At 36.2% G+C, this 23,325-nt stretch carries 20 protein-coding genes; 2 read left to right on the top strand and 18 right to left on the bottom strand.

Features of this window, described 5'->3' with window-relative positions:
- Nucleotides 1–47: 47 nt before the first annotated feature.
- The 11 genes from HMPREF0631_RS00160 to purE all read right to left on the bottom strand — a co-directional run bounded on the left by HMPREF0631_RS00160 (nt 48) and on the right by purE (nt 13,957).
- Nucleotides 48–416, bottom strand: coding sequence for a Spx/MgsR family RNA polymerase-binding regulatory protein (locus HMPREF0631_RS00160; RefSeq protein WP_002842563.1), 369 nt, complete (start codon nt 414–416; stop codon nt 48–50).
- Between the two features lie 64 nt (nt 417–480).
- Complete coding sequence (locus tag HMPREF0631_RS00155) at nt 481–942, bottom strand: hypothetical protein (RefSeq protein WP_002842543.1); 462 nt, start codon at nt 940–942, stop codon at nt 481–483.
- Nucleotides 943–1,006: 64 nt separating this feature from the next.
- The gene (locus tag HMPREF0631_RS00150) at nt 1,007–2,419 is read right to left on the bottom strand and encodes a sulfurtransferase (RefSeq protein WP_002842503.1); all 1,413 of its coding nucleotides are present in this window, start codon (nt 2,417–2,419) and stop codon (nt 1,007–1,009) included.
- A gap of 298 nt (nt 2,420–2,717) precedes the next feature.
- Entirely contained in the window at nt 2,718–4,448 is a 1,731-nt protein-coding gene (locus tag HMPREF0631_RS00145; protein WP_002842505.1) for a CoA-disulfide reductase, read from the bottom strand.
- A gap of 36 nt (nt 4,449–4,484) precedes the next feature.
- The gene (locus HMPREF0631_RS00140) at nt 4,485–4,769 is read right to left on the bottom strand and encodes an ArsR/SmtB family transcription factor (RefSeq protein WP_002842538.1); all 285 of its coding nucleotides are present in this window, start codon (nt 4,767–4,769) and stop codon (nt 4,485–4,487) included.
- Between the two features lie 255 nt (nt 4,770–5,024).
- Nucleotides 5,025–8,807, bottom strand: coding sequence for a phosphoribosylformylglycinamidine synthase (locus HMPREF0631_RS00135; protein ID WP_002842565.1), 3,783 nt, complete (start codon nt 8,805–8,807; stop codon nt 5,025–5,027).
- Nucleotides 8,791–10,059, bottom strand: a complete 1,269-nt coding sequence (gene purD / locus HMPREF0631_RS00130; protein ID WP_002842528.1) for a phosphoribosylamine--glycine ligase — start codon at nt 10,057–10,059, stop codon at nt 8,791–8,793. The genes HMPREF0631_RS00135 and purD overlap by 17 nt, the downstream gene beginning before the upstream one ends.
- A 68-nt stretch (nt 10,060–10,127) precedes the next feature.
- Complete coding sequence (purH, locus tag HMPREF0631_RS00125) at nt 10,128–11,657, bottom strand: bifunctional phosphoribosylaminoimidazolecarboxamide formyltransferase/IMP cyclohydrolase (protein WP_002842534.1); 1,530 nt, start codon at nt 11,655–11,657, stop codon at nt 10,128–10,130.
- Between the two features lie 15 nt (nt 11,658–11,672).
- Nucleotides 11,673–12,266 carry a phosphoribosylglycinamide formyltransferase gene (gene purN, locus HMPREF0631_RS00120; protein ID WP_002842557.1) on the bottom strand — a complete coding sequence of 198 codons (594 nt, stop codon included), beginning with the start codon at nt 12,264–12,266 and terminating at the stop codon, nt 11,673–11,675.
- A gap of 26 nt (nt 12,267–12,292) precedes the next feature.
- Nucleotides 12,293–13,369, bottom strand: a complete 1,077-nt coding sequence (gene purM / locus HMPREF0631_RS00115; RefSeq protein WP_002842489.1) for a phosphoribosylformylglycinamidine cyclo-ligase — start codon at nt 13,367–13,369, stop codon at nt 12,293–12,295.
- Between the two features lie 111 nt (nt 13,370–13,480).
- Nucleotides 13,481–13,957: a 5-(carboxyamino)imidazole ribonucleotide mutase gene (purE, locus tag HMPREF0631_RS00110; protein WP_002842575.1), complete on the bottom strand. Its 477-nt coding sequence runs from the start codon at nt 13,955–13,957 to the stop codon at nt 13,481–13,483.
- Nucleotides 13,958–14,397: 440 nt separating this feature from the next.
- On the opposite strand from purE, the gene yaaA reads away from it, so the two are divergent.
- Nucleotides 14,398–15,168, top strand: a complete 771-nt coding sequence (yaaA, locus tag HMPREF0631_RS00105) for a peroxide stress protein YaaA (RefSeq protein WP_002842493.1) — start codon at nt 14,398–14,400, stop codon at nt 15,166–15,168.
- A gap of 173 nt (nt 15,169–15,341) precedes the next feature.
- Here yaaA and nagA read toward each other — a convergent pair whose 3' ends face one another.
- From nagA to HMPREF0631_RS00070, 7 genes are all read right to left on the bottom strand, one after another.
- The gene (nagA, locus tag HMPREF0631_RS00100; protein WP_002842555.1) at nt 15,342–16,490 is read right to left on the bottom strand and encodes an N-acetylglucosamine-6-phosphate deacetylase; all 1,149 of its coding nucleotides are present in this window, start codon (nt 16,488–16,490) and stop codon (nt 15,342–15,344) included.
- A gap of 77 nt (nt 16,491–16,567) precedes the next feature.
- Nucleotides 16,568–17,392 carry a MurR/RpiR family transcriptional regulator gene (locus tag HMPREF0631_RS00095; protein WP_002842532.1) on the bottom strand — a complete coding sequence of 275 codons (825 nt, stop codon included), beginning with the start codon at nt 17,390–17,392 and terminating at the stop codon, nt 16,568–16,570.
- Nucleotides 17,393–17,402: 10 nt separating this feature from the next.
- Nucleotides 17,403–18,314 (bottom strand): ROK family protein, encoded by a 912-nt coding sequence (locus HMPREF0631_RS00090; protein ID WP_002842520.1) that lies wholly within the window; start codon nt 18,312–18,314, stop codon nt 17,403–17,405.
- 125 nt (nt 18,315–18,439) lie between these two features.
- A complete protein-coding gene (locus HMPREF0631_RS00085) occupies nt 18,440–18,889 on the bottom strand; it encodes a YhcH/YjgK/YiaL family protein (RefSeq protein ID WP_002842533.1) in 450 nt (149 codons plus the stop codon).
- A 13-nt stretch (nt 18,890–18,902) separates the two neighbouring features.
- Complete coding sequence (locus tag HMPREF0631_RS00080; protein WP_002842556.1) at nt 18,903–20,414, bottom strand: sodium:solute symporter; 1,512 nt, start codon at nt 20,412–20,414, stop codon at nt 18,903–18,905.
- A 13-nt stretch (nt 20,415–20,427) separates the two neighbouring features.
- A complete protein-coding gene (locus tag HMPREF0631_RS00075; protein WP_002842580.1) occupies nt 20,428–21,348 on the bottom strand; it encodes a dihydrodipicolinate synthase family protein in 921 nt (306 codons plus the stop codon).
- 107 nt (nt 21,349–21,455) lie between these two features.
- The gene (locus HMPREF0631_RS00070) at nt 21,456–22,154 is read right to left on the bottom strand and encodes an N-acetylmannosamine-6-phosphate 2-epimerase (protein WP_002842525.1); all 699 of its coding nucleotides are present in this window, start codon (nt 22,152–22,154) and stop codon (nt 21,456–21,458) included.
- A 387-nt stretch (nt 22,155–22,541) separates the two neighbouring features.
- Here HMPREF0631_RS00070 and nagB point away from each other — a divergent pair, with 387 nt between their 5' ends.
- A complete protein-coding gene (gene nagB / locus HMPREF0631_RS00065) occupies nt 22,542–23,273 on the top strand; it encodes a glucosamine-6-phosphate deaminase (RefSeq protein WP_002842558.1) in 732 nt (243 codons plus the stop codon).
- Nucleotides 23,274–23,325: the final 52 nt, after the last annotated feature.

Here is a 23,325-nt window from a genome sequence, read left to right as displayed (position 1 = left end):
AGATATAAGCCATTTACTACATCGTATAGTCCACCAAGTCCATGTACTTATTTATCTTCATCAAGCTCTCCTAAAAGGTATTTTTTAACATCAGGTCCTACAAATATTCTACTATCATCTAACAATAATATGGGTCTTTTAACTAGCATACCATCACTAGCAAGCATATCAAACTGTTCATCCTCTGGTATATCCTTTAGCTTTTTAGATAGACCCATTTCCTTGTATATTTTACCACTAGTATTGAAAAATCTCTTTAGATCTAGACCTGACATTTCCTTCCATTTCTTTAATTCATCTTTTGTTGGATTGTCCTTGTCTATTTCCCTTATTCCATAATCAATAGCCTGATCTTTCATCAATTTTTCTACTGCCTTGCAAGTAGTACATTTTTTGTAGCATATTAAAGTATTCATTAAACCCTCCTTAAAAATATTTATTTTTGAAAACGGCACCATAACCTTATGATGCCGTGATTTATTATTTGTTATTAATATTTTCTTGTATTTTGACTTTTGTTTGTAAGCTTGCTCCCAATAAAATCATGACAACGGCTATGACTATATTAATAGAAAGTACAAACATAGCATAAGGATAAACAATGCTTTCAAGTGCTGATTTTGCAATTAGGTCATATATAAATACAGATGACCAGAGACATTGGTTAATAGTTCCAAGTCCCATCCAAATATTTTTTTTATTCTTTGCAACCATCATAAGTAGTAGGGCAATAGCCAATAATACCAGAGCACAGATAAACATAATCCTTATCTTTTCATCTGTAAAAAACATCTGCATATACTCTTCTTTTTTGAAATACAAGTGATGGTTAACACCTGCTTTAACTCTTGAAAGTTTCTCCAGGTATTTTATTGCTAGACATAATGCAAATTGCACAAACCATAATAATACAATTAATATTTTTTTAATTCTTTCAAACATATTACTCCAAATTTCTACTAATATACTCTAAAATTTACATTTTTTATATATTAATTTATATTTACTACTTGTTATCCCCAGCTTCAGTAGGTAGGCCTGAATTTGACCATCCTATCCATCCATCACTGTATAAAGATGTATTTTCCATACCCATTACCATTGAGTACCATAGTATTTCAGATGCTCTCCAACCACTACCACACATAAATGATAGGTGCTTAGAAGTATCAATTCCATCCTTCTTCCATAATTCTTCTATTTCCTGGGCATTTCTCATAGTCTTATCTATATTTCTATAGTAGTACATTGAGCTTGAATTCTTAATTCCAGCATGACCATATACTGCACCTGGTATTCTACCCTTTTTCTTATGGTATGAATAACCTGTTACCTTACCCTGGTACTCGCCTATAGTTCTATTGTCAACAAGTACATTCTTATCCTTGTTTTCAAGCATAGCCTTAGCTTCTTCCATTGTATCAATTAAAGCAGGATTCTGTGGAGCAGTAACACCAAAATCACTTGCCTTCTTTGGAGTTTCTTCCTTAGTAGCTAGTTCATAACCATTTGATGACCATCCAACTAGACCACCATTCATTATTCTAACATCCTTAACACCAAGATACTTGCATACAACTGCAAATCTAGCTGCTGCCATTGGTTCTGGACTTGTTGCTATAACACAGTCACTAGAAGTTATGCCATTGTCTAGTAACAACTTAACTAAAGCCTTGTCATCTGCAAGCTTCCATTCTGTGTCACCTTTCTTATTCTTCTTAGGTGGCTCAATATCATCTGTATTTATATGTATTGCTGTTGGTACATGGCCCTGCAAATATCCTGATTCCTTGTTGCCTCCCCATCTTACATCTACAACCTTAATATCCTTAGCTGTTGTAAAACCTTCTGGAGTCTTACCATCAACAATTGACTTTACAATGCTTGGAGCAACTAAAAGATGGTAGTTCTTGTATGATGCAAGTTCCTTTTCACCATCTATCCATTCCTTGGCATTGTATGTTTTTATATCCTTGATGCCCTTTCCAGATAGGTACTGGGCAACTGCCATAGCATCCTTGTCATTTGTGTCATATACTATAACCTTTGAATCCTTAGTCAAGTTCTTATTCTTCATAGCGTCTTTAAGAACCTGCTCTCTTGAGTATGCTTCTAGGTTACCCTTTTCATCATAGTCACTACTTAACCATTTTGCAGAAAAATCTGATGCACCCTTGATATGACCACCTCTCTTGGCGCCATCAAGAGCCCAACCATTATAGGCATCGTTGCTTCTCGCATCAAGAACTATTGTCTTTCCATCCTTAAGTGCTGCTTCTACATCTTCTGTTTTAGCTGTCTCGATCTTTGTTTCTTCCTTCTTAGAAGTATCTTCTGTCTTTTTAGGTGCACAAGCACTTAGAGAAGATAGCATCAAGAAAGCACTCAATGTAAGTAGAGCTTTTTTCTTTAATTTCATAATAACCTCCAAATAAATAAATTAATTAATGCTATAAAAAATCCAAACAATTTACGTTTATACTTTGGATTTTTGCATACATCGTAATTATACCATAACAAATAAGATGTAAGCATAAAATAAACTTTTTTATAAATAGATATTTTATATCTTTAAAATAATTACTATTTTAAAAATCTATATCTATATAGTTTATTTATTACTTTATCATTAATCTATTGTCGAGCCCTATATAAAGCAGTGAATATCTTGACTATTGGACCTTGGCACTGTAGTCCTCTATATTATGTTCTCGTCATTAATTACTTTTTTTTGGCAAAGCATCGGAATTATCTGTACAAGCTATACCCTTGCCCTGGATGCATGAAGTGTCTTTTTTGATCACCCTCTTGTAGTTTGAATACAATGAATAACCACCATCTAAATTATAAGTGTTAAATCCATTCTGGTTTAGTATTCTACAACCTAGGTAACCTCTTAGTCCAACCTGGCAGTTAACGTATATAATTCTATCCTTTGGTATTTCATCCATCCTGTCTCTTAATTCATCAAGCGGTATATTTACAGATCCATTGATGTTGCCTAGTGAATACTCTTCTTCAGTTCTTATGTCTAGTAGGTATTCTCCATCCTCAACTAACTGGTCAATTTCCATGACATCAACCTTCTTAACTAGTCCGTCTAGTATATTACTGGCTGCGTATCCTGCCATATTAACTGGGTCCTTGGCAGAAGAGAATGGTGGTGCATATGCTAGCTCTATATCCTGAAGTTCTCTAACTGTCATACCTGCAGCTATTGCAGTAGCTATTACATCTATTCTCTTTTCTACACCTGTATATCCTATTGCCTGTGCTCCTAAGACCTTACCACTTGGAACTTCAAATATAAGTTTTAAATCCATTGGGTTAGCAGTTGGATAGTAACCTGCATTTGATAGTGGGTGTAGGTGGACTGTTTCGTAGTTTTCTATTCCCATCTGCTTTATCTTCTTTTCGTTGTTTCCTGTTGAAGAAGCAGTCATATCAAATACCTTAGCTACTGATGTACCAAGAACACCCTTGTACTTAGAATCTATACCATTTATCCTGTCTGCAACTATTCTGGCCTGTCTATTGGCTGGAGACGCCAGGGCAATACTTGCGCCTTCCTGGAATATTAGGTCCTTTGTCTGTATAGCATCACCTACTGCATATATATGGTCTTTTGAAGTCATCATATTTTCATCTACTAATATGTGTCCCCTAGGTCCTAGTTCTAGACCCGCATCCTTTGCCAACTTGTTTTCTGGTCTAACTCCTATAGATAGAATAGTCATGTCAGTACTTATTTGCTTACCGCTCTTTAAGACAATTGTATTTCCATCGTTTTTGAAGGAATCAACACCATCTCCAAGTATTAGGTCAACTCCATTGTCTTCCATATGTCCATGTAGGATTTGAGCCATTTCATAATCAAATGGAGCCATGACCTGCTCTAGCATTTCTATTAGGTGAACCTTTACTCCTCTTTCAACCAAGTTTTCTGCCATCTCAACACCTATGAAACCACCACCAATTACTACTGCTTCCTTTGGTCTATTGTCATCTACATAGGCCTTTATCCTGTCTGTATCAGGTATATTTCTCAAAGTAAATACATTGTCTGCCTTGTCCAAACCTGGAATAGGTGGCTTGGTTGGGCTAGCACCTGGTGATAAGATTAATTCATCATATGATTCTTTGTATTCTTCATTAGTTTTTAAGTTCTTGACGCTTATAGTCTTATTTTCTGGGTCAATGCTCACTACCTCACTGAAATTTCTGATGTCTAGGTTGAATCTCTTAGACATACCTTCAACTGTCTGAACTAGTAGGGCTTCCCTATTTTCAATCACTCCACCTATATAATATGGAAGACCGCAATTGGCAAATGATATATATTCGCCACGTTCAAACATTATAATCTGACTAGTTTCGTCCAGTCTTCTCAACCTTGCAGCTGCTGTAGCACCACCAGCAACACCACCAACTATTAATATCTTTTTCATTTTCTTACCACCTTTCTTGTCAAAGCGACAAAATATTTATATCTCAATTTTTTTTATTATTTCCTCTATAAACTTGTTATCTACTGAATATATTATCTCAGTTCCTACTCTTTCACTTGTCAATATTCCTGCTGACTTTAATTTTGCAAGATGCTGGGAAACTGTTGACTGAGCCATCTCAAGACATGAATGCATATCCGACACATTGTGGGGTCCATTTTCAATAAGTCCCTTTACAATACACAACCTAACAGGATGTGCTATAGCCTTTAAGAGATCAGCATACTCTGTTAGTTCTTCGCTCTTAGTTTTTAATTCCATTAAATCACCTCTATTTTTACTTTCTTATATTTTATATATTCCAAAAAAGTATCGCTTAATCATTATATTCTAATATTATAATATTGCTATATATAAGTCAACAGAAAATTCCATCGATTTTATACCTAGCTTGTGAAATTTCAAGTTTGACCAGTATAAAAACATAATAGTAACATATTAACTATATAAAAACCGCCCCCTAGCCTTAGATTTTATTTCTAAGCTCTTGGGGAGCGGCTCATACTAATATATTTCCTATTTAAAGTACTTAACTCCTGATTCGAATAAGTGCTGGTCTTTTGCTCCAACTATATTCTTTACCACGTTTTCACCGATTCTCTCAGAGTGACCCATCTTTCCTAGGACCCTACCATCAGCTGATGTGATACCTTCAACTGCATAGTATGAACCATTAGGGTTGAAGTCTATATCATATGTAGCGTTTCCGTCAAAGTCAACATACTGGGTTGCTATCTGGCCATTTTCGATCAGGCTCTTCATCACTTCTTCAGATGCGACGAACTTACCTTCACCATGAGATATGGCTATTGAGTGAACGTCTCCAACCTTTGTTCCAGCAAGCCATGGTGACTTGTTAGATGCAACTCTAGTCCTTACCATCTTGGCCTGGTGACGACCTATATTGTTGTAAGTAAGTGTTGGCATATGATCTGATGGAGTCATGATTTCACCGTATGGAACAAGACCTAGCTTGATTAGGGCCTGGAATCCATTACAGATACCTATCATTAGACCATCTCTTTCGTTTAATAGCTTCATTACAGCCTCTTCTATCTTAGGATTTCTGAATACTGTAGCTATAAACTTGGCTGAACCATCTGGCTCATCACCTGCTGAGAAACCGCCTGGTATCATTATTATCTGGCTATTATTTATCTCATCAACCATCATATCTATTGATGATTCTATATCCTTGTAAGTCATATTTCTAAATACGCCTATCTTAGCTTCTGCTCCTGCCCTTTCAAAGGCTCTAGCCGAATCATATTCACAGTTAGTTCCTGGGAAGGCTGGTATAAATACTCTTGGCTTGGCTATTGATATAGATGCCTTCTTAAGCTCTCCCGTTCTTTCAAAGCTTATATTTCTTATATCGTCAGTTAATATCTTTGAAGCCTTAGTTGGGAATGTTGATTCAAGTACACCCTCAGATACCTTTAATAATTCATTTAGGCTGATAGATTCACCAAAGGCCTTAATTGATGAAACTTCAATAGTCTGTCCAATAACCTTATATGTAGCACCTTCAAGTAATCCAAGGTCTTCTTCTGCCATTTCTAGAACTATTGAGCCATAGCTTGGTCTAAATAAGTCGTCTGCACTTTCCATTGAAGCTTCAAAATCAGCTGAAAGTTCTAGACCTATCTTGTTACCAAATGCCATCTTGGCAAGGGCTTCACCTAGTCCACCAAATCCTAGGGCATAAGTTGTAAGTACCTTTTCTTCCATGATAGCCTTAGTTATAATATCAAAATTCTTCTTCATCTGGTCAAAATCTGGGAAGGCATAGTCTTTTTCTACTGCTTCAACTAGGACTAACTTTGATCCTGCCTTCTTTATTTCCTGAGATACTACCTTGCCTGCATCCTGAGTATTAACTGCAAATGATACAAGTGTTGGTGGTACATTGATATCCTTGAAAGTACCTGACATTGAGTCCTTACCACCTATTGCTGGTATCTCAAATTCTGTCTGGGCATAATAAGCTCCTAGTAGGGCTGCAAATGGCTTACCCCAAGATGAAGGGTTCTTTCCTAGTCTTTCAAAGTATTCCTGGAATGTAAGTCTAGCTGATGAATATTCACCACCTAGGGCAACTAGCTTGGCAACTGATTCTACAACTGCGTTCATAGCCCCGTGGAATGTTGACCACTTACCTATCTTTGGATTATATCCATATGTCATTATTGATGAAGTATTAGTTGTACCCTTTAATAGAGGTATCTTGGCAACCATACCATTGGCTGGTGTTGCCTGGTACTTACCGCCAAATGGTAGAATTACAGTGGATGCACCTATAGTATTGTCAAACTTCTCTACAAGACCCCTCTGTGAACAAACATTTAGGTCCTTGAAGGCTGCCATATACTTGTCCTTGATACCTGTTTCAGACTTAGTAACTTCTCTTAGGTCTGTATAGCTAGATTGGTCGTCTATTTTTTCTACCTTGATATCTGCATCCTGCTTACAACCATTCTTGTCTAGGAAGGCTCTCTTGATATTTACTATATCCTTGCCCTTCCAGTTCATTCTCATATATCCTGAATCTGTTACTGTAGCAACATGAGTTGCTTCAAGGTTTTCAAGGTTGGCAAGTTCTATAAACCTAGCCATGTTCTGTGGCTCGATAGCAACTGCCATTCTTTCCTGAGATTCAGATATAGCAAGCTCTGTACCATCTAAACCATCGTACTTCTTAGGAACTAGGTCAAGGTTGATGTCTAGTGAGTCTGCTATTTCACCTATGGCAACAGATACTCCACCTGCACCAAAGTCATTACATCTCTTTATCATCTTTACTGCTTCAGCATTTCTGAAGAATCTCTGGATTTTTCTCTCGTTAGGAGCATCACCCTTCTGTACTTCTGCTGAACAAGTAGATATAGACTCTTCTGAATGTTCCTTAGATGAACCAGTAGCACCTCCGCAACCATCTCTACCAGTCTTACCACCTAGTAGGATGATTACATCACCAGCATCTGGTCTCTTTCTTATTACATTTTCCTTTGGAGCCGCTGCTATTACTGCGCCAACTTCCATCCTCTTAGCAACGAAATCTTCATCGTACACTTCTGATACCTGCCCAGTTGATAGACCTATCTGGTTACCATATGAAGAATATCCGTTAGCAGCACCAGTAGTTATCTTCTTTTGCATTAGCTTACCTGCAAGTGTATCTTCTAGAGAAGTTCTTGGATCTGCAGAACCTGTAACTCTCATGGCCTGATATACATATGATCTACCTGACAATGGATCTCTTATAGCTCCACCTAGACAAGTAGCTGCACCACCAAATGGCTCTATTTCAGTTGGGTGGTTGTGTGTTTCGTTCTTGAACATTAGAAGGTACTCTTCCTTCTTGCCGTCTATTTCAACGTCTATATTTATTGAACAAGCATTTATTTCTTCTGATTCATCAAGGTCAGCCAGCTTGCCTTCCTTCTTTAGCTTCTTCATAGCAACAGTTGCCATATCCATTAGACATATGTCTTTTTCCCTGTCACCGTATACAAACTTTCTATCTTCTAGGTATCTATCGTATGTTTCCTTTACTATGTTAGTAAATCTTCCCTCTGGTATATCTATATTTGCTAGTCTAGTCATAAATGTAGTATGTCTGCAATGGTCTGACCAGTAAGTATCTAGGACCTTGATTTCTGTTATAGTTGGGTTTCTCTTTTCATCATCCCTAAAGTATTCCTGAACCATCTTTAGGTCATCTATTGTCATAGCAAGTCCTAGTTCAGCAAGAAAACTTTCAAGCCCAGCCTGGTCAAGGTCTATAAATCCATCCATAGTTGCAACTGACTCTGGTAAGTCATATACCATTTCAAGAGTTTCAGGCTTATCTAAAGATGCCTCTCTTGAATCCACTGCATTTATTGAGAAGTCCTTTATCTTGGCAAATTCTTCGTCACTGATGCTAGACCCTATTATTATAAGCTTAGATGAGTTGATTATAGGTCTATTACCATCATTCACTATTTCTGCACACATAGCAGCCCAGTCAGCCCTCTGGTCATACTGGCCTGGTAGGTATTCGATAGCAAACATCCTTTCATGACCTCTTGTTGGCACTTCTTCGTAGTATACATTGTCTAGGTTTGGCTCTGATAAAATAGTTTCAGCGACCTTCTTATAGACATCTTGTCCTATACCCTCTATATCATATCTATTTATAACTCTTAGTCCTTCAACTGATATATGAAGACTATCAAGTATGTCACTTTGCATTGCTTTTGACTCTAGGTCAAATCCGTCCTTTTTTTCAACAAAAACTCTATTTACTCTGCTCATATTTAACTCCTATGTCCCTTCTATAGTGCATTTTTTCAAAGCTTATCTTATCTATATTAGCATATACATTATTAGCGGCATCTTCTACAGTCTTACCTCTAGAGCATACACCTAGTACTCTACCGCCATTTGTAACTATATCTTGGTCTACAAACTTTGTTCCTGAGTGGAATACCACTATAGAGTCATCTACATTATCAAGTCCCTTTATTACCTTGCCCTTTTCATAGCTTTCAGGGTATCCACCAGATGCAAGTACTACACAAGCTGCAGCCTCATCAGTGTATTTGATATGTACATCTTCTAGTCTGTCCTCTGTAACAGCCATCATAATTTCAGATAGGTCAGTTTCCAGTCTCATAAGTACTGACTGAGTTTCAGGGTCTCCAAACCTACAGTTGTACTCAAGTACCTTTTCTCCATTTGGAGTAAGCATTAGACCTACAAATAGGATACCTCTAAATTCTAAGCCATCTTTCTGGAATCCCTCTAAAGACTTTATCAATACTTCATCATATACCTTCTTTGCAAGTTCGTCTGTATATATAGTTGATGGTGAGAAAGTACCCATACCACCAGTATTAGGTCCAGTTTCTAATTCAAATATCTTCTTGTGGTCCTTAGCAGATTCCATAGGTATTATAGTATTCTTATCAACAAAGGCAAGGATTGATGTCTCAACGCCTGTTAAGAATTCTTCTACAACTACTAGGTCACCAGCCTCTCCAAACTTCTTGTCCTTCATTATTATATCAAGAGTTTCAAGGGCTTCTTCTCTTGTAGTAGGTATCACAACCCCCTTACCCGCTGCAAGACCATCAGCCTTTATTACGACCGGATACCCAAAGCTATCTATTTCAGCCTTAGCCTTTTCTATATCAGTGTATTCTTTGTACTTTGCAGTTGGAATATCATGTCTTACCATAAACTCCTTAGAGAATAACTTGCTACCCTCTAACCTAGAACAAGACTTATCAGGTCCAAATACCCTTAGACCTCTCTCTTTAAATATATCAGTTATACCCATCACTAGCGGAACTTCTGGTCCTACTATTGTAAGGTCAATCTTATTATCATATGCAAAATCAGCTAACTTATCTAGTTCTGTATCCTTGATATCAAGGCATTCAGCCACATTAGATATTCCCGCATTACCTGGTGCACAATAGATTTTTTCAACATTCTTTTCCTGACTTAACTTCCAACAGATAGCGTGTTCTCTACCACCGCCACCTACTACTAAAATCTTCATACAAACCTCCCATACACGATTAGTCCATTATAGTGCTAGCCCACTTGAGACTAGCACTGTATTTTTAATTAGTGTTTAAAATGTCTAGCACCTGTGAATACCATCGATAATCCAAGTTCATCACAAGCCTTGATAGAATCTTCATCCCTTATAGATCCACCTGGCTGCACTATAGCCTTGATGCCGTATTCAGCAGCAAGTCTTACGCAGTCATCAAATGGGAAAAAGGCATCAGATGCAAGTACTGCACCTTCAAAGTTCTTATCTTTATTGTTTACTAGGGCATTAGATAGGGCCCATATTCTAGATGTCTGACCACAGCCAGAAGCCAAAGTCTGACCATCCTTTACTATCACTATTGCATTAGACTTTAGGTTCTTGACTACCTTCATTCCAAAGTCCATGTCTCTTAACTGGTCTTCAGATGGAGCAATCTTAGTCACTACATCTCTCTTTTCATTTCTTATTACATCCTTGTCCTGAACAAGCAATTTTCCGTCAAGATACTTCATATCAAGCACTTGCTTGCTTTCTTCTATCTTAGCCAACTTTAGGACTCTTAGGTTCTTCTTAGTCTTTAGTATTTCTAGGGCTTCATCTTCAAAATCATATGCTACAACTATTTCAAGGAATATCTCTTTTAGCATCTTTGCTGTAGCTACGTCCACTGTAGATGTTATACCTACTATACCACCAAATATTGATATCTTGTCTGATTCAAAACACTTTGTGTATGCTTGCAGACTGTCCTTACCAAGACCAACACCACAAGCATTAGCGTGCTTGATGGCAACAGCAACTACCTGGTCATCATCCTTGAATTCCCTCATAAACTCTAGGCAACCATGTAGGTCATTTATATTGTTAAAAGACAATGCCTTGCCATTTAGCTGTTCATAATTAAGGATTGGGTTCTTGGCATTTGGCTGAGAATATAAGAATCCTCTCTGGTGGCCATTTTCGCCATATCTAAGTTCTGTATCCTTTTCAAATGTAAGCGTCATCATATCTGGATATGTATCTCCTACAACACCTGCAAAATATGAAGATATCAAGGCATCATATCTAGCTGTTGTTGCAAATGCCTTATAGGCTAGGTTTCTTCTATCTTCTTCTGTAAGCCCACCATTTTCTAACTTTTCTATTATCATATCATAGTCAGCTATATCTACAACAACTGCTACATCCTTGTAGTTCTTTGATGCAGACCTAATCATTGATGGTCCACCTATATCTATATTTTCAATTATGTCTTCATGTGACTTTTTGCTCTTTACAGCCCCCTCAAAATCATATAGGCTGACTACAACTATATCTATAGACCCTATATTGTGTTCCTTAACAGTTTCAACATGACTTTCAAGGTCTCTTCTATATAGTATACCACCATGGATGTATGGATTTAAAGTCTTAACTCTACCATCCAATATTTCTGGAAAGTTTGTTACTTCTTCTACCTGGATTACCTTTACACCATTTTCATCTAATTTCTTAAAAGTATTTCCTGTTGATATTACTTCATAACCAAGGTCGTTTAGCTTCTTTGCAAACCCTACAACACCTGTCTTATCTGTAACGCTAATTAAAGCTCTCTTCATTCTAAATGACCTCCTCTAGTCTTCTATATAAACCCTTCTACCTACTAACTTAATCTTATCCTCGCAGAACTTAGCAATCACTTGACTAAGTATCTCATGTTCTACACATAGAACCCTCTTCTGAAGGTCTTGAGCAGAATCATCAGGTAAGACATCTACAGTCTTTTGCATGATGATTGCACCAGTATCTGTATTTTCATCTACAAAATGTACTGTCGCTCCACTTACCTTAACACCATATTCTACAGCAGCCTCATGAACCTTTAAGCCATAGTAACCCTTGCCACAGAATGACGGTATTAAAGATGGATGAATATTTATTATCTTATTTTCAAATGCCCTTGTAAAATCGTGGCTAAGTATCTTCAAGAAACCTGCCAAAACTACTAGGTCTACATCATTATTTTTTAATTCTTCGATTATTTCTTTTTCACCATTTAAGTAAATAGCCTTTATCCCTTGCTTTCTAGCTCTTTCAAGAGCATAAGCTGATTCCTTATTTGATATTACTACCTTTATTTGACCATTTATTTTGCCAGACTCTATATTGTCTATCACTGACTGGAGGTTGGTACCACCACCTGAAACCAATACCCCTATATTCTTCATGTTAACTCCTCATATATTAATTGTTTTTATAAAAGTTCTACACCTTCGTGTGAATCTGTAACTGAACCAATTATATAGGCCTTATCTTCCATAAGGTCCTTGTATATTGGATCAACATACTGGGCATTGTCATTTGGTCTTTCATTTATAAACTTAACAAGGGCATCTGCGTCTTCCTTGTCTACAATAAACACTAGACCAACTCCCATGTTAAATGACTTGTGTAATTCTCTCTTTTCAATAGCATCAAAACCTTCAATCATCTTGAATATAGGAGCCTTGTCCCAAGACTTTGTATCTATATCTAATCCTAGTCCCTTAGGTATAACCCTTACTACATTTTCCACAAGTCCCCCACCTGTTATGTGGGCAATTGCCTTTATATTGTGCTTTGCTAGTATATCAAGTGCTAGCTTAACATATATCTTTGTTGGAGTAAGAAGAGCCTGACCAAGTGTCATACCTAGCTCTTCTATTTGAGTGCTTAGGTCATACTTGTACTCTTCTAGGAATATCTTTCTTATAAATGAGAAACCATTTGAGTGGATACCACTTGATGATACACCTACAAGCACATCTGAAGATTTAACATCCTTACCGCTTACTATCTTCTTCTTATCAGCTATACCTATTGAAAAACCAGCTAAATCATAGTCATCATCAGCATACATACCTGGCATTTCAGCAGTTTCACCACCTATTAGTGCACATCCAGACATCTTACATCCGTCAGCTATACCACCAACTACCTTCTCTATGTGTTCAGCTACTAGTTTTCCAAGGGCTATATAATCTAGGAAGAACATAGGTCTAGCTCCCTGACATATCAAGTCATTTACACACATAGCGACTAAGTCTATACCTACTGTGTCATGCTTGTCCATAAGCTGGGCTATCTTTAACTTTGTTCCTACACCATCTGTCGAAGCAAGAAGAACTGGCTCCTCCATACCCATAAAGTCTTTTAATGAATATAGGCCTGAAAAGTTACCCAAGTCTCCTATTACATTTGAATCATAAGTTTCTTTTATCTTTCCTTTTATTAGATCAACCGCTCTATTACCTTCGTCAATATCAACACCTGAAGCCTTATAAGTTAACATATTTTTCTCCTTTTAAATTTATTTTATAATATATTTTTTATTCTATATTTCAAGCAAATGAGGGGATATATATCCCCTACATATGATAACTTTTGAAATCACTATATAAAATTATATTTCCAAAGATGCGTCGTCAGCTAGAACCTTGTCAGCCATCTTCTGTCTGTAGTCAACTAACTTTTCTGCTATCTTAGGGTACTTGATACCTATGATCTCAAGTGCCATAAGAGCAGCATTTAGTCCTGAATCTATAGTTACAGTTGCAACTGGTATTCCACCAGGCATCTGAACCATTGAAAGTAGGGAATCCAAACCGTCCATTGTAGATGACTTGATAGGTAGTCCTACCACTGGAGTTACTGTCTGAGCAGCTACAACACCTGGTAGATGTGCTGCCTTTCCTGCAGCTGAAATGATTACATCTGTATCATCCTTTATATCTTCTAGAAACTTAGTTAGTTCAACCGGTGTTCTGTGGGCTGATAGAACTCTTACTGCCACCTCAACACCAAACTCCTTTATTAAGGCTATTCCTGACTCCAACTTTGGTAGATCTGACTTTGATCCCATTACTACTGCTATTTTCATTATAAATTCTCCTTCTTAAACTATTTACATTAACTAATATCATAAAACTTTCTATATACTCAGATAGTAGCTATACACGAATATATATCTATTGATATACGAATAATATACGAACTTTATAATAAAATAATAACTCAATATACAGATTTTTTCAAGCTTTTTTTCCGTAAAATCAAAAATTTAAGGCTTTTTCCCGAACTTTAAGGCTTTTTATGTATTTAAATGTTCAATTTTTATTTTACACCACAAAAAAATCACGTACTTTTACTAAAAAGGCCTATAATAGTCTACGTAAATAATAACTAAATTAAACTTTTCATATATCCTAAATTAAAGTCAAATTTTACTTTCAATTATACAAGCTATGGTATACTATATATCTAAGATCGTAATATAGATAATAAGTAACAAATAAAAATATAATATGGAGATGAAAATTTATGATAATATTTATATCACCGGCAAAGGGATTTAATGAAACAAGCCCTTCGCCCAAACAAATACCTAGTCAAATTGAAAAATCTAAAATAATTATTGATTCACTCAGAAATATGTGTCTTGAAGAATTATCAAAACTAATGAAAATAAAGGAAGATTTGGCAAGTCTTAATATAGAAAGGTTCAAAGACTTTAAATTTGATCAAAATGGCCTATCAGCTCTCTTTGCATATAGCGGAATCCAATATAAAAATATTGACCCAACTAGTCTTAGCAAGGATGACTTAGACTATATGGACAAGCACTTGCGTATAATAAGTGGATTGTACGGTTGTCTAAAACCAAGCGATTCAATATACCCATATAGGCTTGAGATGCTGACAAAGTTACCTCTGAAATATGGAAATACCTTACATAAAAATTTATACGATTTCTGGTCTGACTCCATATATAAGGACCTGGAAGAAAACAGCGAGGGTGTAATTGTAAATTTGGCATCAAATGAATACTCTAAGGTCATAAAAAAATACGTCAAAAAAGATATTATATTTGTGACTTGTACATTCAAAGTTATTAAAAAAGACAAGTTAAAGATTGAATCTACCGCCTCAAAGTCAGCAAGAGGCAAGATGCTTAGATATATAGCAAAAAATAAAATAAATGACTATAGAGATCTGATGAACTTCACTGAAGATGGGTACGAGTTTAGAAAAGAACTGTCAAAAACAGAAGGAAATGAAATTGAATTAATATTTACTAAAAACACCCTATAAAAACAAAAAAACTGTATAAATTCCTATGAATATATACAATAAAAAGTCTTCTAGAACACTCGCAAATAGTATTCTAGAAGACTTTTATAGTTTTAAAATATCCTCTGTAATAAGTCTACTCACCAAACAAAACTTTCTTTGTGATAAATCTACTTACCAAAATTTATAGTCTATTAATTTTCCTTGCCAAAGTCTACCTTTTCTCCATTAAGATAAACATCTACTATTGAAAATTCATCATCTAATACAAGTATATCCGCTGCTCTTCCTTCCTCTATAACACCGCAGACATTATCTATGCCTACTGATTTTGCAGGTACTTGTGTTCCCATCTGTATAGCCTCAAAGGGACTTGCAATTCCCCACTTAACTAGATTCTTGACAGCATCTCTCATCTTTAAGACAGATCCAGCTAGGTTGCCTTCTTCTAATCTAACAGTCTCTCCATCTAGGACAACATCATAGTCTCCAAGCTTGTACTTACCTACTGGCATTCCACCTGCCATCATGCAGTCACTGATTAGGGCAACACTTTGGTAACCCCTAGACCTTATCAAGACATCAGCTGCCACTGGATGTACATGGTGGCCATCACATATAAGTTCAGCAAAAACATCCTCCAAGGTCATAGCAGCACCTACCATTCCAGGATTTCTGTGGTGAAGTCCACTCATTCCGTTATAAGTATGAACAAATATATTAGCTCCTGCATCTACTGCTGACTTGGCCTCGTCATAGCTAGCATCGCTGTGACCAAGGGCTACATATATACCCATCTCTCTTGCCTTTTGTACAAATTCTTCACTGCCTTCAAGTTCAGGTGCAAGTGCTACCTTCTTAATCATGCCACCAGCTATTCCCTGCCACTTTCTCAATTTTTCTATTTCAGGCTTTAGGAAATAACTTGGGTTTTGGGCCCCCTTGTGCTTTTCAGTAAAGAATGGTCCTTCAAGAAAGATTCCCTGGATTTTGGCACCGTAGGCATCCTTGTTGTCCTTGACTATTCTTACAACCTCCATTATGTCGTCTTCTGATGCTGTAAGTGTCGTAGGTAGGATTGAAGTAACACCCGCCTTTAGTATATCCCTACATATAGACCTTAGCCCTTCATCAGACTTGTCCATAAAGTCATGCCCACAAAATCCGTGAACGTGTGTATCTACAAATCCAGGACAAATAATAGAGTCCTTATAGTCGATTACTTTCTTGCCTTCAAGTTCATCAGAACTTAGGATTTTTTTAATCTTCTTGTCTTCTATCAATATAGCTGAATCTTCCAGCATTCTATCTTTTAATACTATGTATTTTGCTTTTAATATCATATTAGCCTCCTTAAAGCTTAAAATTTAACTAACATCATAAATTAATATACTCTTATCTAGTCTAGTTAGTTATCATCTTACCTTTTAAAACCGTCTCCCAAGGCCTTGATTGTATCTCCATGCATTCTAGCTCTCTTGTTCTTGTCATTTTGTACAAAGTGAGAATACATTATATCAACCATGATAGATATGGGGAACTGTGGTGATATGACATTACCGTGGTTTAAATGTCTAAGAGATGGTATTAGGACAACCTCTGAACAATATTCTTGGTAAGAATCCCTAGTCTGTGAAGTAATCAATACAGTATTTGCATTTTTCTTGTGGGCTTCTTTTAAAAAGTATAAGACTTCTTGAGTCTCACCGCTTATACTCACTCCAAAAACAAGGTTGTTTTCATTCTGGAACACAGCCCTCATCTTCATCTGGTCTGAATCTATAATAGAGTCTATATTAACACCTATTCTCATAAACCTAAGCTCCATTTCATTTGCAGCTAGTCCTGATGATCCCTTGCCACATACAAATACTTTTTCAGATGTGTTTAGGTAGTCAACTACTCTTTTTAACTGGTTTTCATCTACAAGACTATAGGTCTTATTAAGCAATTCTTGATAAGTGCTCAGTACCTGACTGACATTGTCTGCCATATCCTCCTGTTTCTCAACAAAATTCTCGCTATACTGGTAAATAAATTCCCTATAACCTCTAAAACCACACTTTTGAGCAAATCTTGAAAGTGATGCTTCAGATACAAATAATTTTTGTGCCAGCTTTTTGCCAGAAAAATCCTGTCTTTTGTCATTGTGAATGAAAAAGTCAGCTATGTTCTTCTCTACTGTAGTAAATTTTTCATAGTTGGATTCTATTATAGCAACCACAGACTTAATATAATATCCCACTTTTTACCTCCTATCTAAGGCTCATTTTTTCTATATTCCTAAAATTGTAGTAGGCGCCTAACATACCAGCTGAATTTTTATGGCTTGCAAACTTCAAACTAGTATGTCTAGATATACCGTCCTCCAAATTTCTTCTTAAACTATTTTCTATCTTGTCTCTAAGATAGTCTCCCTGAGCCATGATGCCCCCACCTAATACAACTGTATCAGGATTTAGGATGTAGCATATATTTGCTATTCCCTGACCTAGAACATCACACATATTGTCTATTGCCCTCATACATATTTTATCATTTTTCTTAGCTTCTTCAAATACTCTTATTCCATTCCATTCACCAATATCGTCCCCCTTCATATTGGCTACACTTTCAACAAGAGTCTTGGCTGAACCAAGTGTCTGAAAGTCGCTATCCCCCATCTTCATATAGCCAACTTCACAAGCTGATCCAGACACTCCATGAAGAACCTGACCATTTAATATAGCACAACCCCCTATACCTGTACCAATTGTGAGCATAAGGGCAAGTTTGCTATCCTTTGATGATCCTGACATATATTCGGCTATACCAGCACAATTGACATCATTTTCTACCTCACAATTTATTCCAAATCTTTCTTCCATAGTCCCCTTGAAATTAACACCTGTATAGTTTGGTATAAGTGGAGCTGAGTGATATATCATACCCTTTTTAGTATCTACTACTCCTGCTGTAGATATACATATGCCGACTATATCGTCCTTATTTTCTTTTCCTTGTCCAAGATATGATTCCACAATTGATATGGCCTTAGTCAATATCTGTGGGCCACCCTTGGATGCTTCTGTATACATTTGGTGTCTTTCTAATATTTGGTCATTTTCATCTATTAGACCATACTTAATTGCTGTACCACCTATATCTATACTGATATACTTTTTCATAATATTACTCCTTAGTAGTCCTCTTTATTGGTTAAATAATTTTATTAGTTACATACAATTTATATATGTACATGACAAAGAGGCATATGCTTATTTGCATCCTGCCTCTTTATTATAACTCAAGATTATATCTGAATCTTAAAAATAGCTTTTTTTATTTTTTGAGGCTCATCAACTGCTACTGCTGTCATATGAGCATCTGCAGGATAACATATCAAGAAATCTCCATCTCTTAAGACTACAGAAGAGTTCTTAGGGCCTTCCATTGGTAGGAAATCATCCTTTTCAACAAATTCACCTAGCTTCATGTTGTTTATAAAGTTTAGGTCTATCTGCTCACAACCATCCAACATCAAATGTAGATCTAAATAGTTCTTATGTGCTTCCCAAAACCTATTTTCTGGCTTAGTAGTTGTATACTCAACTATATTAACAAATAATCTCTGACCATCTATTTCGTGTGATCCCTTTTCAAAAGATTTTAAATCATTGTTTTTATAGTAGTCAAAACACTCTTTTATTTGATCTTCAAGATATGAGTATTCACTTAAATTTTTTACATTTCCAAATATCATTTTGTACCTCCTGCTAGTCTCCGTATATAGTTGTGTTTGCTGGTGGTTCTTCTTTTATGCCCTTGATTTTTGCCCAAGCTACTGAGGCTACAAGACCGACAACCAAAGAAACTGCTATTGATATAATTGAGTATGACCAGAAAGAAATCTTAGCTGGGTCAACAAAGTACTTAATATATACCATTACACATGATGCAGCTATAAAGGCAAGTGTAGCGCCAAACTTGTTGGCAACCTTAGTGAAGGCACCTAGTACAAATGTACCTACTAGTATACCTAGAACTAGTCCCATAAATCCATTGAACCATTCATATGCTGACTTTACTCCACCATGAGCAAGTACTATAGCTACTACTATTGCAAATATACCTACTATTAGAGATACATTCTGACCTATCTTAGTCTGCTTTTCAAAACTCAATTCTTTCTTGTTTATACGAGCCTGTATATCTAGAGTCCAACTTGATGCTACTGAGTTAAGTCCAGTAGAAAGTGTTGACTGGGCAGCTGCATATATGGCGGCAAGAAGTATCCCTGTTACACCTACTGGTAGCTCAAATGCTATCCATGATGCAAATATCTGGTCCTGCTGGGCAGCTGGTGGTAGCATATTACCCTGTACCTGATAGAATACATATAGTCCTGTACCTATTAGGTAGAATACTGTAGCTATGAATATTGATAGGCATCCATTTGCTACCATCATCTTGTTTAACTGCTTAGTATCAGTTGTTGTTGTAAATCTTTGAACTATATCCTGACTTGATACATATGATCCCATTGTATTTAGACCAGCACCTACTATCAATAGGAAGATACTATCCCTAAATATATTGGCATCGAATAATGGCTGATCAACAGCTAATAACTTGTGGTTATTGGCCAACTGTTCCATAACAGCTCCCATACCTCCATTTATGTGGGCAAGAAGGTATATAAGACCAAAAGTAACACCTACAAGTAAGACAGCTCCCTGGATAAAGTCTGTCCATAGTACTGACTTTAAGCCACCTGTATATGAGTAAATAATTGCTATAACACCCATTATTATAATTAATATGTTTACATTTACACCCATTAACTTAGAAAGTACCATACATGGTAGGTACATTATGATAGACATACGTCCAACCTGGTATATTATGAACATCACTGCTCCAAGTATTCTAAGTCCCTTACTCTTAAATCTTATTTCAAGGTAATGGTAGGCTGTATCTATACCTAACTTACTGTATATAGGTAAGAAAAATCTTATTGTAAAAGGTATCGCAACTAGCATACCCAACTGAGCAAACCACATGATCCATGTTCCCGCATATGAGTTACCTGCCAATGACAAGAATGAAATTGGACTAAGTAGTGTTGCGAATATTGATACTGATGTTACCCACCAAGGTACTGTTCCATCACCCTTAAAGTATTCTTTTCCCTTCATCTCCCTTTTTGAGAAGTGAAGACCAGCAAATAAAACTGCTGATAGGTAGGCAATTAATATTATTAAATCAATCTTAGTAAATCCCTGCATATAGTCCTCCCGATTATCCTATGTACTTAGCTCTTGCATCCCTAACCATCTTGGCAGCCTCTTCAACTATTGCCATATCTGATTCTATTAGAGCTGCTAGCGGCTTTCTTACGCTACCAGCTTCAAGACCTTCATTTATCTTAAGAATTGCCTTTATCACAGCATACATATTGCCATGAGCTGAACACATCTTGTATATTACTTCGTTTACATCATACTGGATTTCTCTTGCTATATCGAACTTACCAGCTCTTACATACTCATCCATCTTTAGGAATAAGTCAGGCATAACACCATATGTACCACCTATTCCACCTTCTGCACCGATTACTCTACCTGAGATAAACTGTTCATCTGGACCATTGAATATTATGTAGTCTTCTCCAGCAGCCTTCTTGAACATCTGTATATCCTGAACAGGCATTGATGAGTTCTTAACACCGATAACTCTTGGGTTCTTTCTCATCTCAGCAAATAGGCTATCTGTTAGGGCAACACCTGCTAACTGAGGTATGTTGTATATTACAAAATCAGTGTTTGGAGCTGCATCTGATATATCATTCCAGTACTGGGCTATTGCATATTCTGGTAGTCTAAAGTATATAGGTGGTATAGCTGCTATAGCATCTACTCCTAGGCTTTCTGCATGAGCTGCTAATTCCTGTGAGTCCTTAGTATTGTTGCAAGCAACATGGGCAATTATAGTTAATTTACCCTTTGCTTCTTTCATTACATTTTCAAGAATAACCTTTTTATCTTCCACGCTCTGGTAGATACACTCTCCAGAAGAACCATTTACATATAGACCCTTAACTCCCTTTCCTATAAAGTATTTTGTAAGTTCTCTTACTCTTTCAGGACTTACATTACCCTCTTCATCATAGCATGCATAAAATGCTGGTATTACTCCCTTGTACTTTTCAAGATTTTTCATAGTTACGTTTTCCTCCCTATCGCAAATAATTTAATATTATAATTTCATTTTTTAATTTATCAAATACTAGTAGTATATATCTTGTATTTACTTACTGTTTTTATATATTATTTTTCTTCCATCTTTTCTACAAAAGACTTTGTAATCAACTGTGGTCTTGTAATTATAGAACCAACTACTACACTGTAGGCTCCAAGTTCAATCACTCTCTTTGCCTTCTCAGGTGTGTTTATATTTCCTTCGGCGATTACCTTGTTGCTCACCTTTTCTACAATTTTTCTAAGGATTTCAAAATCATTGGCTTCAATCTTGTCTCCTCTTGACTGGTCTGTATAACCAACCATTGTAGTGCCTATAAAATCAAAACCTAATTCATCTGCGTGTACTGCCTCTTCAACTGTAGAACAGTCTGCCATAAATAATTGATCTGGATACTTGGCCTTTACTTCTTTAAAGAAATCATCTAGGCTCTTATTGTTTGGTCTAAGGTCGCTAGTTGCATCCATGGCTATTATCTCTGGTCTAGCCTTCATCAAATCATCAACCTCATCCATAGTAGGTGTTATATATACCTTAGATCCTTCGTAATCCTTTTTTACTATACCAATAATTGGCAGGTCTACTTGTTTTTGAATCTCTTCTATATCTTCTCTTGTATTGGCTCTTATGCCGACAGCTCCACCTTCTTTAGCTGCCCTTGCCATCCTTCCCATAATAAAAGAAGAATGAAGCGGTTCATTTTCTAGAGCCTGACAAGATACTATTAATTTGCCTTCAATAGACTTTATCTTACTTTTATCAGTCATGATCAACCTCCTTATTTCCATTTGTCTTCCTATGCCACTAAGTATATACTAGTGTGAATTATATTTCAATATATATTATTCATTCTGAAATATGTTTCATATTACCTTTAACAATGATACCATTTTCCCATTTTCCCAGTCCTAATTATATATATTCTTGAAAGTTCCTTCAAATATTCTACTTATCCTTGAAATAATTTTTTTCTCATTTATACTAGTATCTAAGAAGTGGATTTATGAAGTGGATTTATTAAAAAATCTATTTTTGACATTAAGTCAAGAAAATAATACATTTTGATATTAAATAAGGAAAATGACACAATTAAAAAATGCAAATAATATAATTCAGTACTATAAATAAAAAACAATCAATAGGAGGACATATTTATGATAATTTATAAGGCTCAAGACTATAAAGATATGAGTAGAAAGGCAGCAAACATACTTTCTGCCCAAGTAATAATGAAACCAAACTGTGTACTAGGACTTGCTACAGGCTCTTCACCACTTGGTACTTACAAGCAGCTTATAGAATGGTATGAAAAGGGAGACATAGATTTTTCTAATGTTACAAGTGTTAACTTAGATGAATACAAGGGACTAGATCCAAATAACAAACAGAGTTACCGTTACTTTATGAACACAAACTTCTTTGATCATATCAATATAGATAAGAAAAAAACTTTCGTACCAGACGGACTTGAAATGGATACTGAAAAAGCCACCTCAAAATACAACGAAATTATCAGAAACACAGGTGGAGTTGACCTACAGTTACTAGGACTTGGCCACAATGGTCATATAGGCTTTAACGAACCGGGCGAACAATTTGAAAAGGAAACTCACTGTGTTGATCTAGCACAGACTACAATAGAGGCCAACAGGAGATTTTTTGATTCTGAGGATGATGTTCCAAAGCAGGCCTATACAATGGGTATCAAGTCAATAATGCAGGCAAAAAAGATCGTACTTATAGTATCTGGTCAAGACAAGGCAGAAATACTAGACAAGGCCCTAAATGGACCAATCACTCCTGAACTTCCAGCCAGTATACTACAGTTACATAACGATGTAATTGTTGTAGCAGATAAGGCTGCACTTTCAAAGTGGTCAAAATAAGAATCCAATACTTTTCATATATATTACAAAATTTAGATTCAAAAACAAAANA

It is taken from the genome of Peptostreptococcus anaerobius 653-L (assembly GCF_000178095.1).
GTDB classification, from domain to species: domain Bacteria; phylum Bacillota; class Clostridia; order Peptostreptococcales; family Peptostreptococcaceae; genus Peptostreptococcus; species Peptostreptococcus anaerobius.
This window is presented reverse-complemented; position numbering and strand designations above follow the sequence as displayed.